The 15,916-nt window shown below is 66.6% G+C and carries 8 protein-coding genes; 3 read left to right on the top strand and 5 right to left on the bottom strand.

All coding sequences use genetic code 11. The features are described 5' to 3' along the window. The first annotated feature begins 70 nt into the window (after positions 1-70). Positions 71-2,566, top strand: a complete 2,496-nt coding sequence (locus L8F97_RS12625; protein ID WP_242150443.1) for a glycoside hydrolase family 3 protein — start codon at positions 71-73, stop codon at positions 2,564-2,566. Positions 2,567-2,639: 73 nt separating this feature from the next. On the opposite strand, the gene L8F97_RS12620 is transcribed toward L8F97_RS12625, so the two are convergent. From L8F97_RS12620 to L8F97_RS12610, 3 genes are all read right to left on the bottom strand, one after another. Continuing rightward, positions 2,640-5,657, bottom strand: a complete 3,018-nt coding sequence (locus L8F97_RS12620; protein ID WP_242150440.1) for a glycosyl hydrolase family 28-related protein — start codon at positions 5,655-5,657, stop codon at positions 2,640-2,642. A gap of 98 nt (positions 5,658-5,755) precedes the next feature. Continuing rightward, on the bottom strand, positions 5,756-8,782 hold the full coding sequence (locus L8F97_RS12615; protein WP_242150437.1) for a TonB-dependent receptor plug domain-containing protein: 3,027 nt from the start codon (positions 8,780-8,782) through the stop codon (positions 5,756-5,758). 22 nt (positions 8,783-8,804) lie between these two features. Further along, positions 8,805-11,828, bottom strand: a complete 3,024-nt coding sequence (locus tag L8F97_RS12610) for a glycosyl hydrolase family 28-related protein (protein ID WP_409929041.1) — start codon at positions 11,826-11,828, stop codon at positions 8,805-8,807. A gap of 247 nt (positions 11,829-12,075) precedes the next feature. Here L8F97_RS12610 and L8F97_RS12605 point away from each other — a divergent pair, with 247 nt between their 5' ends. Together L8F97_RS12605 and L8F97_RS12600 are read left to right on the top strand one after the other, a co-directional pair. Next, positions 12,076-12,576: a gluconokinase gene (locus L8F97_RS12605; RefSeq protein WP_242151178.1), complete on the top strand. Its 501-nt coding sequence runs from the start codon at positions 12,076-12,078 to the stop codon at positions 12,574-12,576. Between the two features lie 14 nt (positions 12,577-12,590). Continuing rightward, positions 12,591-13,481: an alpha/beta hydrolase gene (locus L8F97_RS12600; protein WP_242150434.1), complete on the top strand. Its 891-nt coding sequence runs from the start codon at positions 12,591-12,593 to the stop codon at positions 13,479-13,481. Between the two features lie 3 nt (positions 13,482-13,484). On the opposite strand, the gene L8F97_RS12595 is transcribed toward L8F97_RS12600, so the two are convergent. Both L8F97_RS12595 and L8F97_RS12590 read right to left on the bottom strand, forming a co-directional pair. Continuing rightward, on the bottom strand, positions 13,485-14,171 hold the full coding sequence (locus L8F97_RS12595) for a FadR/GntR family transcriptional regulator (RefSeq protein ID WP_242150431.1): 687 nt from the start codon (positions 14,169-14,171) through the stop codon (positions 13,485-13,487). 43 nt (positions 14,172-14,214) lie between these two features. Beyond that, entirely contained in the window at positions 14,215-15,561 is a 1,347-nt protein-coding gene (locus L8F97_RS12590; protein WP_242150428.1) for a gluconate:H+ symporter, read from the bottom strand. Positions 15,562-15,916 lie beyond the last annotated feature (355 nt).

Here is a 15,916-nt window from a genome sequence, read left to right as displayed (position 1 = left end):
TGTCAGTGCGTATTTGACAAGAAAGCGTGTCGGGCAGCGTCGAACTGTCGCGCGGGAGAGAGGATCATCCATGAAAATCATGCTCGGCCTTGCGGGCCTGGCCTGCACCACGACGGCTGCCGTTTGCGCGCAGGCACCGCAGGCGAAGCCAGTGGCTCCCGCACCGACCATCCACCCGGCGCTATGGCCAAGCGCGACCTGGCCAGTGCGTCCGATCGCCGCCGACGAGGCGCGCATCGCCGATCTGCTGAAGCGCATGACGGTAGAGGAGAAGGTCGGCCAGATCCTGCAGGCCAACATCACCGATATCACACCCGACGAGGTGCGGAGGTATCACATCGGCTCCGTGCTCAACGGCGGCAACGCCGGGCCGGGCGGTGACGATTACGCGCCGCCGCCCAAGTGGCTGGAACTCGCCGATCGATTTTGGGTAGCGTCGACCGACACGTCGCAGGGCGGCGTCGGCATCCCGATCCTGTGGGGTACCGATGCGGTGCACGGCCACAGCAACATCATCGGCGCCACGCTATTCCCCCAGAACATCGGTTTGGGCGCAATGCGTGACCCGGCGCTGATCGCGCGGATCGGCGCGGCCACGGCGGCCGAAATCCGCACCACCGGACAGGAATGGACCTTCGCTCCCACGATCACGGTGCCGCAGGATTATCGCTGGGGCCGTGCGTATGAGGGCTATTCGTCAAACCCCGACCTGGTGGCGAGCTACGTCCAGAACATGATTCTCGGGCTGCAAGGAGCACCCGACGGCAGTCGCATCCTCGCCGGGCCGCACGTGCTTGCCAGCACGAAGCACTTCATCGGCGATGGCGGCACCTTCGAGGGTCACGATCAGGGTGATGCCAGGATCAGCGAGACCGAGCTTCGCGACATTCATGGCAAGCCCTACATCCCGGCGGTGGAGGCGGGTGTCGGCACGGTGATGACGAGCTTCTCGAGTTGGCAGGGTCGCAAGATCGCCGGTGAAAAGGCCCTGGTGACGGGTGTGCTGAAGGGCCGGATGCACTTTGGCGGTTTTGTTGTGACCGACTGGAACGCGCACGGCCAGATCGCGGGCTGCACCAACGAAAGCTGCCCGCAGGCGATCAACGCCGGGATCGACATGTATATGGCGCCGGACACGTGGAGGTCGCTCTACACGTCGCTGATCGCGCAGGTGAAAGACGGCACGGTGCCGATGGCGCGGCTCGACGATGCGGTCGGGCGGATCCTGCGCGTGAAGCTGCGGCTCGGCCTGTTCGAGGTCGGCAAGCCTTCGTCGCGCGCGCTCGCCGGCGACTGGAGCGTGCTGGGCGCGCCCGCGCACCGCGCGATCGCGCGCGAGGCGGTGGCCAAGTCGCTGGTGCTGCTGAAGGATACCGGCGTGCTGCCGCTCAAGCCGTCCGCCAACATCCTCGTCGCGGGCGATGGCGCGGACGATGTCGGCCGCCAGTCGGGCGGCTGGACGCTGAGCTGGCAGGGCACCGGTTTATCGGCAAGCATGTTCCCGGGCGCGACGAGCCTGTGGGCGGGCATCAAAGCTGCGGTGAGCGCAGGTGGCGGCCACGCCGAATATGCGCCGGACGGCCACTTCACCAAACGGCCGGATGCGGCCATCGTGGTGTTCGGCGAGACGCCCTATGCCGAGTTCCAGGGCGATCTGCGCACGCTGCAACTGCGCCCGGAACTGCGCCGACCGCTGGAAACCATGCGGCGGCTGAAGGCGGCGGGCGTACCCGTCGTTGCAGTGATGCTGACCGGGCGACCGCTGTTCGTGAACCCGGAGCTGAACGCAGCCGACGCGTTCGTCGTGGCGTGGCTGCCCGGCACCGAGGGCGCGGGCCTTGCCGATCGGCTGTTTGCCGCCGGTCCGCTCAATGCTAGCTTCACCGGCAAGCTGCCCGCCACCTGGCCGATGACCGCGCGGCCCGGTGGCCCGGACCTGTACCCGTTCGGCTATGGCCTGAGCGGGGGTGAGCATCATGCCGCCTGGGCGCCGCTGTCGGAAGCTGCCGGCGTGGTCGATGACAGCAACACGGGCGTCTATCTCGCCGCTGGCGTCGCGCAGCCGAGCTGGTCGCTACAGGTCAGCGACGGCGTGGGCGGAAACACCCTCATAACCACCGTACCCGCGCAGGCGCTGAATGGTCGCATCAAGGTGACGGCGATTGACTATGGCGTACAGGAAGGCGCGCGGCGCTTCTCGCTGGCGGGCGGCGGCGCGCAAGTGGTCGAACTCACCACCCATGCGCCGGTCGATCTCCGGCGCGAGACGAACGGCGATGTCCTGCTGCTGACGACGATGCGGATCGAGAGCGCCGTTCCCGCCGACCTGTCGATCGGCATGGGCTGCGGCCCGGAGTGCCGCGCGAGCGTGCCGCTTCAGCCCGCAAAGCTGCCGACCGATCTGTGGCAGACGATCGGCATCCCGCTGAAATGTTTCGCGACGACAGCCGACATGGCGAAGATCGACACGCCGTTTCGTCTGAGCACCACGCAAAGGTTCCAGGTGAGTATCGCCCGCGTCGCGGTCGGCACGGTGGCCGACAAGGTCATCGCCTGCCCGCGTTAGCCCTGTAGCGGGCACGCTCCCGACGTATCCCTGATGGAGTAGCGCGCCGGACCCGGCGCACTACTCTGCGGGATCAGCGGCGGACCCGGTACAGGCTGTGATGGGTCAGGATGAACAGACTGCGCTTGTCCTCGCCGCCGAACACCAGTTGCAACGGCCGTTCGGGAACGTCGATCCGCCCGATCTGCCGGCCTTCGGCGTCGAACACGAACACCTGCCCGTTCGCGACATAGACGTTGCCATCCGGGCCGCCGACCACGCTCTCCCCGCCGCGATCCGCAAAAGCGCGCAGATCCGTAACCGCGCCGTCCTTGCCGAGCAGACCGCTATAGGTCTTGTCCTCGGATTCATTGCTGACGAACACCCGGCTGCCGGGTGTCGCGGCGACGAAGCCGTAGGCATCGAGCGGATCGGAGAAGCGCCAGCCGCGAAAGTCGGTCGGCCCCTGCCGGATGGCGCGGTACGCCGGCAGCACCAAACTGCCATCGGGCGACACGTAATGGCTGGGTTTGGCGATCGCCATGTCGCGCGCGAACATCTCCGCCAGCGTGGTGAAGCGTAGCGTCGCCGGATCGATCTGATCCTTGAACTCGCCATTCACCCAGTAATTGACCGGCAGCACCGTCTGCGCATTCGCGGGCGCGGCCGCATCGGTCGGCGCGATGGTGGTGATCGCATCGTCGGGACCGCTGGGCTTGAAGCTGTAGACGCTGCCGGCATGCCCGTCCGATGACAGCACCATCAGATCGCCCGAGCGCGCCACCGCGAGATTGACCGGGTCGAGCGGGCTTTGCTGCACGATCGTGAGTTTCCGCGTGTCCGACCAGCCGTAGATGCGCTGCTGGTGGTGGTCGACGAAGTAGAGCGTGCCGTCCGGCGCGGCGGCGGCACCGGAGATCGAGTAGAAGCCGTCGGCAAGCTTTTCGACGCTCGCACCTGCCGGAAACACTGCGGGCTTCACCGGGGCCGGGGCGGCGGGGACGTCGAGCGTGGCGAACTCGCGCTCGCGCACCGACAAACCGTGGGTGATATCCTGGATCGCATCACCATAAGGGAATTTGCTCGCGCGCAGATACGTCGCGCAGCCTTCCGCGTCGCACATGCCGATGCCGCTTTCGGCGTTCACATGCACATTGCGGAAACGAATGTCGGCGGAATTGTAGAGCTTGACCGCGCTGTCCGCAGGCTTGATCGTCCGCGTGACCCGGTAGGCATGGTAATTCGCGACGAGGATATCGCGAGAGTCGCGGATTTCGAGCGACACCGTGTCCTGGCTTTCGCCCGCCTCCTCCTCGGTCTGCGGCGCGAGGAACTCCCAGTGCGCGACGCGGTTTAGCGCGATCTCGGTGCGGGCGTGGTGCTCGCTGGAGAGTTGATAGACGTGGCCGGGCGTATCGGTGTCGGACACGTACATGCCGGCCTGCGCGAAGGTGTTCGGCGTCCAGATGTTGGAAAAGGTGCCGCCGCCGCCACGTGTCACCCACAGGCTTGGATATTGCGCGTCCCACCGTTTGGCGGGATCGGGATCGCCGGTGTGGTTGGCGTTGTACGGGTCCACGCGCGTGCCATCGGCCAGATTGGTGCCGTGGCCGCCCTGGAACTTCACGTCCTCGACCAGTGAGCGCGCGCCCGCGGTCCAGAACAGCCCGGTCGCGCGCGGGTTGATGCCGCCGGTCGAGATGCCCAGACCCGAGACAATCGCCGCACCGCCATCGGCCGAGCGGATCACCGCCTTAGGCGCTCCGATCCCCTGATAGCCGGGTGTGCCGTCGGGCAGCACGATCTGGGTGAGGCTCGGGTGCAGGCCGATCAGCACCGTGTCGGGCTTCAGCCGCAACGTGTCGCGCACGACATAGCGCCCGGCAGGGAAGTACAGCACGCGGTGCGTATCGATCGCCTGTTGCAGCGAGGCGGTATCGTCGCTGATGTTGTTACCCTTGGCGCCGAGCGTGCGGACGTCGACCCATTCTGCGGTAGCGGGCAGCGTGGGCAAGGCGGGGGCGACCGCGGGCGCCGGAGCGCTGAGCGGTTCCGCCTTCATCACGGTCGTGACCTTGCCCATCATGCCCAGCGCCGGCACCGCGACGCCGTGGCTGAACGCGGCGACACGGTAGTTCGCGCCCTGCCCCGAAACCGCCTTGCCGCTGTCGCGCAGTCGCGCGAACACCGGCGTTGCGGTCGCGACCGCGTTCTCGAAGCCGATCTGCGTATAGGCGCTGGCTTCGTTGGAGATCACCACGCCCGCGCGCGACACGCGATCGAAGCGGACGTTCTTGCCCCACAGCCAGTCGTTGTAGCCCGCATTGATATCCACGCCCACCGGCACGTTGCGGATCGCGACGTTGACCATGGTGAGGCCTGCCTGATGCTCCCGGATCGCGGCGTCGCGCTGTCCATCGAAGGTCGAATCGATGAGGCTGAACTGCCACGCCGGCGACGTGCCCTCGGCAAGGATGCCGTACCGCCCGCCACGAAAGTGCAGATCGCTGGCGAGGTTGGCGACCTGATAAATACCGGCCAGCCCCGAACCGATATCGAAGTCGATATGGCTGAGGTACGCATGCTGCGCGGCGTGGAAGCGGATCGCGGTCGCTCCCGGATTGCCGTTGCCGATCGCGAAGTCCACGTTGCTGAGCGCGGAATAGAAGGTGCCAGGGTTAGCATCGGCGATCTGCGGATCGTACGGCACGCTGCCGTTTGGCGGGAACGGCACGTGCTTGACCTCGCCTCGCTTTGCGCCGGCGAAGATCAGCATGTTGGCGATGCCGCGCTGAAAGCCGGGTGTCGCATCGCCCAGTACGATCACCGGTCGTGTCGCGCCCACGCCGAACACACGCACGCCCGGCCATAGGTAGATGGTGCGGGTGATGCGGTAGCGACCGGACGGCACGAACACGATGCCGCCGCCAGGCTTCGCCGCGGCGTCGTCGATCGCGCGTTGCAGCGCGCCGCTGTCGTCGGCACGGCCATCGCCCCGCCCGGCGACGGTGATGGCACGCGGATCGTTCGGTTTCGTCTGGAGCACCGATGGTCCGGCAACGGCCACCGCCGGTATGGCAAGCAGGCCAAGGGCAAGGGCGGACCTCAACATGCGAACACTCCTCGAACGGGCATTTCAAATAAAGCGTCCCGACCTTTCGGCCGGGACGAGGAAGCCGCTACCACCGGTCGCGGCAGGGGTCGAACGATCTAGAAGTTATATCGCACGCCGACGCGGAACAGCCGGCCGAGCGTGTCGTACAGCGCCTGGTTGATGTCGATGCCGGTATTGGTCTGCGGTGATGGCGTGGGATCACGATCGAGCAAGTTGTCGATCTTGAAATAGGCGTTGAGCTTGGGCGTGATGTTGTACGATCCGCCGAGGTCGAGATAAAAGGCGCCCGGCATAGAGTTGTTGTCGATCGTCGGGTGCTGCGTGTTCTCCAGCGCGGTGCGCCCGGTCGGGCAATTACCGGCGCTGCACACCACATATTCCTGCGCGTACACGCCGTCGCTGAACCAGCGCTGCTGCACGTTGAAGCTGAACTTGTCGGTCGTCCAGTTCTCGGTCAGCAGCAGCTTCCACGATGGCGTATTGCCCGCATTCACCCCCGCGCTCTGGATCGGGATGGTGCCGGGTACGCCGGGATCGGTGATGAAGTTCTTCACGTTGGTTGCAAGGCCGCGCAGCACGAACCGGCCGGGCAGCCCCACCGCGCTCGCCTCCATCTGATAGCTCGCCTCGATATCGAAGCCGTCGGTGAAGATCGACGCGAGGTTGAACGCCTGCAGGTTGACGAAGGCGGTGCCGCTGGTCGGCGTCAGGTCGAACGCGCTGCACAGCGTGGTGATGCCGCTGTAGCACAGGTTCACCTCCTGCTGCGCGCCGAGCGTCGAGATGACCCCGTTCACCTTGATCCGATAGTAATCGAACGAGGCGCTGAACCCGGGCAGCCAGTGCGGCCGCGACAGCGTGATGCCGGCGGTGGTGTTGCGCGCGATCTCCGGCTTGAGATTGGGGTTGCCGATCGCGTTCTGCAGGATCGTCAGCGTCGAGGGCACACCCGCCGCGCGGTTCGGATCGGGGTTGGTGAAGTTCGGCACGGTGGTGGTGATGGGTGCCGCGAACAATTCGGACAGGTTGGGCGCGCGCACGTCGCGCGAGGTGACCGCGCGCAGCCGCACGCCGTCGATCGGCGTATCCCAGGTGCCGCCGATCTTCCACGTATAGACCGTGCCCGACGTGCTGTAATTGGTCACGCGACCGGCGACGTTGAGGTTAGCGCTGCCAAGCGTGTCCGACTTGAGGAACGGCAGATTGACCTCAACGAACCCTTCCGCGACGTGATAGCTGCCGCGCCCGTTGTGGTAATTGCCGGCATACCAGTTGGCGCCGTTGGTCGAGAGTAGCGGGTCGGCTGGATAGGCGGTGCTGTACGGGCTCTCGTCCGACACGCCGTTGCCATAGGGATCGCCGACGACATGGTAGAATTCGTTGCGATATTCCGCACCAAAGGCGAGCGACACCGGCCCCGCCCATAGCGACAGCGGCGATCCGCTGAAGCTCGCGCTCACCGCGTCCTGCGTCTGCCGGGTGTGCTGGGTCGGGCCGTTGCCGGGTTCGATATAGTCGAGCGCGGCCTGGCTTGGCGCCGCACCTCCGATGATGTTGATCGGCACGCAGCCGTTCGCGCGCGCGACCGGGTTGGCGCAGACGATCTGCCCGCCCAGGCTGATCGCCTGGATCGCGGCGTTGTAGCGCGGCGTCAGCGTGATGTTGTGGACGGCGATGTCAGTGATGTTCTCTCCGTGTTCATAGGAGACGTCGTAGCTCCAGCTCGATCCGAACACCTGCAACTTACCCGCCGCGCCACCGACGAAGCGGTATTGCTTGCGGGTGGGATAGACCGAAATGTTCTCGGGCAGTTCGCCGTTGCTGGTGCCAAACTGGAACTGCGTGATCCCGGCGTTCTGGCACGCCGAGACGATCGAGGCGGGCACGAACGGGTTGGAACATTGCAGCGTCAGCCCGGATTTGGTCGCGCCGGGGTTGGGCTGGTTCATCGTGTCGACCTGCGCGATGTTGACGGTCGCGTAGATCTCGTTGTCTGCATCAAGATCGAAACCGATCCGCCCATAGCCGTTGTAACGGTCGAGCCGTGATTGCAGCGTCGTGCCGATGCCGACGTTACCTGACAGATCCCCGCCGAGACAGAAGCCGCCCGAGGTATAGCAGCCCGAGACCGTACCGGCGGCGTTGCGTGACGGCACCCCGCCCGACCCGTAGTTGAACGGGAACGGATTGCCGCTCGCGTCGAACGCGGTGCCTTGCAACGGGCCGGAACTGATCAGGCCGTATTTGGTGTACTGGTAGGCTTGCGCATGGTCGCGCACGAGGTATTGCGGCGATCCGTCGTTGGTGACGCCGCGATTGACGAAGGTGGAGGTGCGATACCAGCGCCGCCCGCCCGGCGCCGCCTCGCCGAAGCCGCCCGCAGGCACGCCATCCTCATGATCGTATTCCCCGCTCACCTCGACATGCAGCCGATCGTTCAGGAACGCGCGGCCGGCGGCAGCCTGGAACAGCACCTGCTTGTTGTCGCCATAAGTGGTGATGCCGCCCGCGAGGTTGGCCTTGAACCCTTCGAAATGCTTGTCGGTGATAAAGTTGACGACGCCGCCGACCGCATCCGAGCCGTAGGATGCCGACGCACCGCCGGTCACCACGTCGACCCGCTTGATGAGCAATTGCGGGAACAGGCTGATATCCGGCACGCCCGTCACGTTCGCGCCGACCACGCGCTGCCCGTCAAGCAGCGTCAGCGTGCGGATGGTGCCGAGGCCACGCAGCGAGAATGAACTGAGCCCCTGCTGGCCGCTCGACGTGCTGTTGGTGCCGGTGGTGACGCCGCTCGACCCTTGCAGCGAGGGCAATTGCGCGATGGTGGTGAAGACGTTCGGCTCGGCATTGCGCGCGATATCGGCAGCGCCAATCATCGTGGTCGGCGTCGGCGCGGTGAAGCCGCCGGTGGTGATGCGCGAGCCCGTGACGACAATGTCCTTGCCGCCATTGGCGGTATCGTCCGGTGCGGCCGGTTCGGACGGCGCCAATGCCGACTGCGCCGGGTCGGCAGGCGTGGCCGGTGCCTGCGCGTGTGCCGGGAGCGAAAGCCCGATCGCCACCGCCGCGCCGACGGATGCGAGCAACCGCCCGCGTGTTGCTTTACGTTGAAACATGTCGAACCTCCCCAATTATGTTTTAGATCTGAACCGCATAAAGCGCGTGGTGTGTCAGGATGAACAGCGTGCGCCTGTCGGTGCCGCCGAGCAGCAGTTGCAGCGGGCGTTCCGGCACGTCGATACGCCCTAACGGCTTGCCGGCCGCGTCATAGGCGAACACCTGCCCGTTCGCGATGAAGACGCGGCCCTCGCTGTCGGTCGTCACGCTCTCGCCGCCACGATCAGCGAAGACCTTGAGATCGCTTAGTGCGCCGCCCGTGCCAACCGTAGCGGCATAGGTGCGCGCTTCGGATTCGTTGCTGACCAGGACACGTTCTCCGGGCTTGGCAGAGGTAAAGCCGTACGCATCGAGCGTGTCGGAGAAGCGCCAGCCGACGTGATCGGTCGGGCCCTGCTGCCATACGCGGAACGCAGGCAACGCAAGGCCATTGTCCGGGGAGCGATACTCTAGCGGCTTTGGCATGCCGGCATCGCGCGCGAACATCTCGGCCAGCGTGGTAAAATGGTCGGTCGCCGGATCATACTGGTCGCGGAACTCGCCATTGTTCCACCAGTTCACCGGCAGCAGTGTCGTCGCCGCACCGCCCGCGACCGGCGTCGGCGCGATGACCTTCAGTGCTTCGCGCGGGGCATCGGGATCAAAGCTGTAGACGGTGCCCTGCGGACCCAGCGACGACAGCACCAACAGGTGCCCCGAGCGATCCACCGCGAGGTTCACCGGGTCGAGTGCGTTGTCGCGCACCACCTCCAGCCCCCGCGCGGCCGTCCAGCGGTAGATACGTTGGAAGCGATGCTCGACAAAATAGAGCGCGCCGTTGGCGTCGACCGCGCCGCCGGAGATCGACCAGAAGCCGTCTTCCAGCTTCCGCACGGGGCCCGTGCCCGGCAACGTCGCCGGCGTGACCGCGGCAGGCGTGGCGGCCACGTTGAGCGCGGCGAACTCACGCTCGCGCATTTCGAGGTGGTGCGTCTTGTCCTGTATCGCATTCTCGAACGGGAACTTGCTGGCGCGAAGATAGGTGCCACAGCCGGCCTTGTCGCAACTCGCAAAACCGCTTTCGGCGTTCACGTGCACGTTGCGGAAGCGGATATCGCCCGAATTGAACAGCTTCACCGCGCTCGCCGCCGGGTGGAAGGTGCGGGTCACACGGTAGGAGTGATAGTTCGCCAGCAGGATGTTGCGCGAGTTGCGAATCTCGAACGACACCGCGTCCATGCCCTCTGGCACTTCCTGTTCGGTCTGTGGGGCGAGGAACTCCCAGTTCTCTACCCCGTCGAGCACGATCTCGTTGCGGACGTGGTGTTCGTTGGAAAGTTCGTAGACGTGGCTCGGCGTCTTGGTATTGGACACGTAGAACCCGGCCTGTGCGAACGTGTCGGGCGACCAGATCGCGGCGAACGTGCCACCGCCGCCATCGGCAACCCAGATGCTTGGATATTGCGCGTCAATCCGGTTGTCGGCGACCGGATCGCCGCTGTGCGCTGACAATGCGTTTAGAGGCTTGCCGTCCGCAGTGGGCGTGCCGCCGCCGCCCATGATCTTGACGTCGTCGATCAGCGAGTCCGCGCCCGCTTTCCACAAAATCGCACTGGCGCGCGGATTGACGCGTCCAGTGAACAGCCCCAGCCCGGAAACGATGTTGCGCCCACCTGAGGGTGCGGACAGGATCGGGGCGACCGTACCGACGCCGGCGTGGCCGGGATCGTTGTCGGGAATGACAAGCTGGGTGATCGCCGGATGCAGCCCGAGCAACACAGTGTCGGCGCGCAGGTTCAGCGTACCGCGCACCATGTAGAAGCCGGCCGGGAAATACAGCACGCGATGCGTGTCGATCGCGCGCTGGAGCGGGGCGGTGTCGTCCGTCTGCCCATCCCCCTTCGCACCGAGCATGCGCACATCGCTCCACTGCGCAACCGGCGGCAGCGGCCTGATCGCGGCGGTGCGTTGGACGGGAAAATTTGCGAGCGGGGTGATCTGGCTGGTCGTGGCGGTGGTGCCCATCTGGCCAAGGCCGGGCACCGCCAGACCGTGGCTGAAACTCGCCACCCGGTAAGCCGCCCCGGAGCCCGCCACCGTCCGCCCGCTCTCGCGGAAGCGCGCGAACACCGGCGTATTCCGCGCTACCGCATTGTCGAAGCCGATCTGCGTGAACGGGCTGTTCTCGCTCGAGATGATGATGGCGGCCTTCGAGACATTCTCGAACCGCACATCCTTGCCCCACAGCGAGTCGCTATAGCCCTGGTCGATATCGATCCCGACCGGCGTGTCCCGGATAGCGACGTTGACGAGGGTCAGGTCGACCTCGTGTTCGCGGATCGCCGCCGCGCGCTGGCCGGTGAAACTGGAGTCGATCAGCGTGAACTGCCAGGCGGGCGAGGTCTTCTCGGTAACGATACCATAACGACCGCCGAAGAAGTGCACGTCCTCCATCTCGTTGCCGGCCTGGTAGATACCGGCAAAGCCCGAGCCGAGCCGAAAGTTCATGTGGCTGAGGAAACCATGCTGCGCGAGCCGGAAGCGGATCGCCGCAGCGGCGGGGTTGCCCTGACCAAGCTCAATGTCGACGTTCGACATGGCGGAATAGAAGGTGCCGGAATTGGCATCGCGCACGATTTTACCGGCGGGGACGATGCCCGGCACCGGCACGGGCACCTTGCCGACCTGATACTGGTCACCGCCGGTGAACACGATCATCATCGCAAGCCCTGACTGAAAGCCGGGCGTGTTGTCGCCGAGCACCAGCACCGGCCGCGTCTTGCCGACACCCAAGATGCGCACACCCGCCGGCACCAGCACCGTGCGGCTGATCCGGTAGCGACCCGAAGGCAGGAAGACGATGCCGTGCCCGGTCTTGTCGCGCGCCGCGTCGAGTGCGGACTGGATGGCGGCGGTATCGTCCGCACGCCCGTCGCCGATGCCTTGCACGGTTACCGCGCGAGGGTCGGTCGGGGCGGTCGTGAATACGGACGCTGCGGCTGCCGCGTGCGCGCCGTGGGGCACGCCCAGAAGCACCGCCGCCGTCATCAACCAAACCGTCCTCATGCCGTCCTCCGCTCGCGCCCGTCTCTTGCGGCCGGCGTCGTTTGCACTCGATTACGGCGCAAGCGGTTCGCGAACATCCGCGACCAAGGTCGTAGTTCCCGCAAGCCGTGGTGCGGCCGATATGCTCGTACTCGCGCGCCCTCAGGATCATTGCCGGCGCGTGCCCGTTAGGAGGGGCTATGGTTCGAGGCACATCGTGATTGCGGCAGTTCCGGATGGCGCGCTTGCGCCCGTGGCGATCGTCGTCATGGGGGTCAGCGGCAGCGGCAAATCTACGCTCGGCGCGCTGCTGGCGGAGCGGCTCGGCTGCGCGTTTCTGGAGGGCGATGCGTTTCACGCGCGCGAGGCGGTGGCGATGATGCAAGCGGGTCATCCGCTTTCCGACGAGGATCGCTGGCCGTGGCTGGACCGCCTCGGTGCGGCGCTCGCCTCGGAGGTCGCCGCGCATGGCGTGGTGGTGGCGGCATGTTCCGCACTGCGGCGGGTGTATCGCGATCGGCTGGCCAGTGCGCTCGCCGCGCCGATGCGCTTCGTGCTGCTTGATAGCGATGCCGAAACGCTGCGCGGTCGCGTCAGCCACCGTGCCGGACATTTCATGCCGCCAAGCCTGCTCGCCAGCCAGCTCGCCACGCTGGAACGCCCACAACCGGACGAGGCGGCGCTGATCCTCGATACCGCCGCCGCGCCCGAGCACCTCGTGCATGCGGCGATGACGTGGCTTGCGGCGTCACGCACGGCGCGGCCCTGATACAGGAGAATAGCATGAGGATCGCGTCCGCACTTCTGTTCGCAACGGTCACACTGGCCGGCCCTGCGGCTGCGCAGGCGCCTGCGGCGCCACCCGCCGTCGCGCTGTGGCCGCAGGGCGCACCGGGTTCGGAAGCCCGGCACGACGAGCCCGAGATCGTCGAGAACAGCTATGTCCGCAACGTCCACCAGCCCTCGCTGACGGTATTCCGCGCCGACGCCGCGCACGCCAACGGTGCGGCGATCATCGTCGTCCCGGGTGGTGGCCACCGCATGCTGGTGTGGGTCAACGAAGGCGTGCTGCCGGCGCGCACGCTCAATCGCTTCGGGGTCACGACATTCGTATTGAAGTATCGTCTCGCGCGGGAGGCCGGGTCCAAATACGATATCGCGCGCGACGCCGCCGCCGATGCGCGCCGCGCGGTGCGATGGGTGCGCACCCATGCCGCCGAATACGGCGTCGATCCGCACCGCATCGGGCTGATGGGCTTCTCCGCTGGCGGTGAACTCGTGTCGATGGTGGCGGACGCACCCGCGCCGCCGATCGGCAGGCCGGACGCGGTCGACCGCACCGATGGGCGGCCTGATTTCCAGGTGCTGATCTACCCCGGCCCGCTCGGCATCCCGGTACCGGCAGCGGCGGGTGCGCCGCCGGCATTCCTGGCGGCGGGCACGCTCGACCAGTGCTGCGCGATTCCGACCATCACGCTCTATCAGCAGCTGCGCGCAGCCGGGGTGTCGGCCGAACTGCACCTGTTCGCGGATACCGACCACGGCTTCAACGTCGCTGCCCATTCCGAACGGGTAAGCCTGGCGCACTGGCCGGACCGGCTCGGCGACTGGCTGAGCGATGGCGGCTGGCTGCGCCCGGGCGGTGGTGCGAAGCCTACGCCGGGCAGTTACTGAACGTCACGCTTCGCCCGGCAACAGCCGCTTGCGTCCTTCCGACAGGTGCCAGCGCATCGCCAGCGCGGCGGCGTCGCAATCCTGCACGCGGATCGCCTCGACGATCATTTCGTGCTCACGCATCATCACGCCAATGACTTGCGGCGGGCGCGAGCGCGAAATGTCGACACCGGCGCGCATCACCCGCTCGATATCGCCGAACAGCGCCTCGAACGCGAGGCCGAAGGCCGGGTTGGCGGTGGCGGCGGCGATGCAGCGATGAAGCGCCATATCCTCGGCATGGGCGGGTGCGTTCGACAGCAGCGCCTCGCGCAGCCGGTCGAGCGCCGCCTGGATCTCGGCCATCTCCTCGGTCGATCGCCGCGCCGCCGCCAGCCGCGCCGCCTCCGCCTCCAGCACAAAGCGCACCTCGTAGCTGCCCAGCGTAGAGGACATTTCGGCCATCGGCAGGTACGTCATCAGCCGTTCCGAGGGGCGGCTCTTGACGAACGAACCGGCGCCGCGCCGCGCTTCGGTGATGCCGTCCGACGCGAGCCGGACCAGCGCCTCGCGCACCATCGTGCGCGAGATACCGAACATCTCCGCCAGCCGCGCCTCGGACGGTAATCGGTCACCGACATCGAGCGCGTCGGCCTTGATGATCTCGACGATACCCGCATAGGCCTTGTCGGCGAGCCGCTGCTCGGTCATGCCCCCTCCCCGTTGCCGGCCGCCTTATCGCGCAATCGACAGTTCACAGGAAGTGGCTGGCGATCAGGATGAGCACCAGCCCCACCACCGAGATCGCCGTCTCCAGCAGCGACCAGGTGCGAAACGTGCCCGCCATGTCGGTACCAAGGTAGCTCTTCACCAGCCAGAAACCGGGATCGTTGACGTGGCTGAAGAACACCGACCCCGCGCCGATCGCCAGCACCGTCCATTCCGGCGATACGCCCGAACTGACCACCAGCGCAGGCATGATGCCGGCGGCGGTGATGGTGGCGACGGTGGCCGAACCGATCGACAACCGGATTGCCGCCGCCAGCAACCACGCCACCAGCAGCGGCGACAGCGCGCCGTGGCTGGCGAGCCGGGCGAGCAGATCGGAAATGCCCGCCTGCACCAGCACCTGCTTCAACGCGCCGCCCGCACCGATCGCGAGCAGGATCGTCCCCGCCGGCGCCATCGCCTCGCTCCACACCGCCTCCTGCACTGACCGGTCGAACAGGCGACGCCCGAACAGCAGCGGCAGCGCGGCGAGGCACGCGATCAGCAGCGCCAGCACCGGGTTGCTGGCGACGTTCGCCCACGCGAAACTCGCCGCCACCGGCTTGGGCAGCAGCGCCTCCGCCTGACCGCCGGCGATCAGCACCACCGGCATCAGGATGACGATCAGCGCACGGCCCACGCCGGGCTCCGGCACGTCGAGCCTCGCCGCCGCCAGCACCGGCGGCGCGATCCGCACGCCGCGCGCGGTGAACTTCGAGAGCAGCGGTCCGGCGATGATCGCGGTCGGGATGCCGACCAACAAGCCGTAACCGATCGTCCGCGCGAGGTTGGCGTGCAGCGCATCCACCGCAAGCAGCGGCCCCGGATGCGGCGGCACCAGCGCGTGGACCACACCGAGCCCCGCGATCGCGCAGAGCATCAGCGACAGCTTGGCTTCGTCTCCCTTGCCCTTGACCGGCAACGCCGCCGCCGCCGTCACGACGATCGGCAGCATCAGCACCAGCCCGGTTTCAAAGAACAACGGCAGGCCGATGATCAGCCCGGCGGCCAGCGCGGCGAAGGGCGCGCCAGCCACGCCCGACGCCCTTAGCGCGGCACGGGCAAGCCCCCCCGCCCCGTCCGACAATTGCAGCATCGCACCGAGCGCAAGGCCGAGCGCGACAACCAGGCCGGTGCCGCCGAGAATGTCGCCGACGCCCTTCTGCACCGCCTTGGCAGTATCGGCGATCGGCATGCCCGACAGCAGCCCGACCGCGAATGCGCCGCACAACAGGGCGACGAACGGGTGCAACCGCCCCCGAATGACGAGGATCACCGAAAGGGCAATGCCGATGATCGCGGCGCCGATCAGCCGTGCGTCGGTTTCGATCATCGCCGCGCCACCGCGCGCGCGCAATTCAATCGATAGGTTTCGATGCGCAAAGCCAGCTCTCCCTTATCGTACCATGGTCATCCCTTACCGGGCGCCACGGCATCACTCCCGACAATCAGTATGACAGCATTTGCGTGATCGCCATCGAAAAGTCGCGGCTGCACCAGCAATTGTGGCTGGAATGTTGCTTTGCCGCTTGAGTCTGTCCAACAAATTCCGCTAATCTCCCTGCATAGGCCGACTCGATCGGCGTCAAGACCGGTGCAAGCCGGCTGGCAGATGGGGCATAGTCGCAAGGCGGCGCTCCACAGGGATGAGGTGACATGATGGCGATCCTTACCGAAGACGAAGCGTC

Source organism: Sphingomonas sp. BAUL-RG-20F-R05-02, from assembly GCF_022662305.1.
Classification (GTDB): Bacteria; Pseudomonadota; Alphaproteobacteria; order Sphingomonadales; family Sphingomonadaceae; genus Sphingomonas.
This window is presented reverse-complemented; position numbering and strand designations above follow the sequence as displayed.

Bases quoted from the DNA above. Each gene is read 5' to 3' on its own strand.
- L8F97_RS12625 (WP_242150443.1), top strand. From the start codon at position 71: ATGAAAATCATGCTCGGCCTTGCGGGCCTGGCCTGCACCACGACGGCT.
- L8F97_RS12600 (WP_242150434.1), top strand. From the start codon at position 12,591: ATGAGGATCGCGTCCGCACTTCTGTTCGCAACGGTCACACTGGCCGGC.
- L8F97_RS12615 (WP_242150437.1), bottom strand. From the start codon at position 8,782: ATGTTTCAACGTAAAGCAACACGCGGGCGGTTGCTCGCATCCGTCGGC.
- L8F97_RS12590 (WP_242150428.1), bottom strand. From the start codon at position 15,561: ATGATCGAAACCGACGCACGGCTGATCGGCGCCGCGATCATCGGCATT.
- L8F97_RS12605 (WP_242151178.1), top strand. From the start codon at position 12,076: ATGGGGGTCAGCGGCAGCGGCAAATCTACGCTCGGCGCGCTGCTGGCG.
- L8F97_RS12610 (WP_409929041.1), bottom strand. From the start codon at position 11,828: ATGAGGACGGTTTGGTTGATGACGGCGGCGGTGCTTCTGGGCGTGCCC.
- L8F97_RS12620 (WP_242150440.1), bottom strand. From the start codon at position 5,657: ATGTTGAGGTCCGCCCTTGCCCTTGGCCTGCTTGCCATACCGGCGGTG.
- L8F97_RS12595 (WP_242150431.1), bottom strand. From the start codon at position 14,171: ATGACCGAGCAGCGGCTCGCCGACAAGGCCTATGCGGGTATCGTCGAG.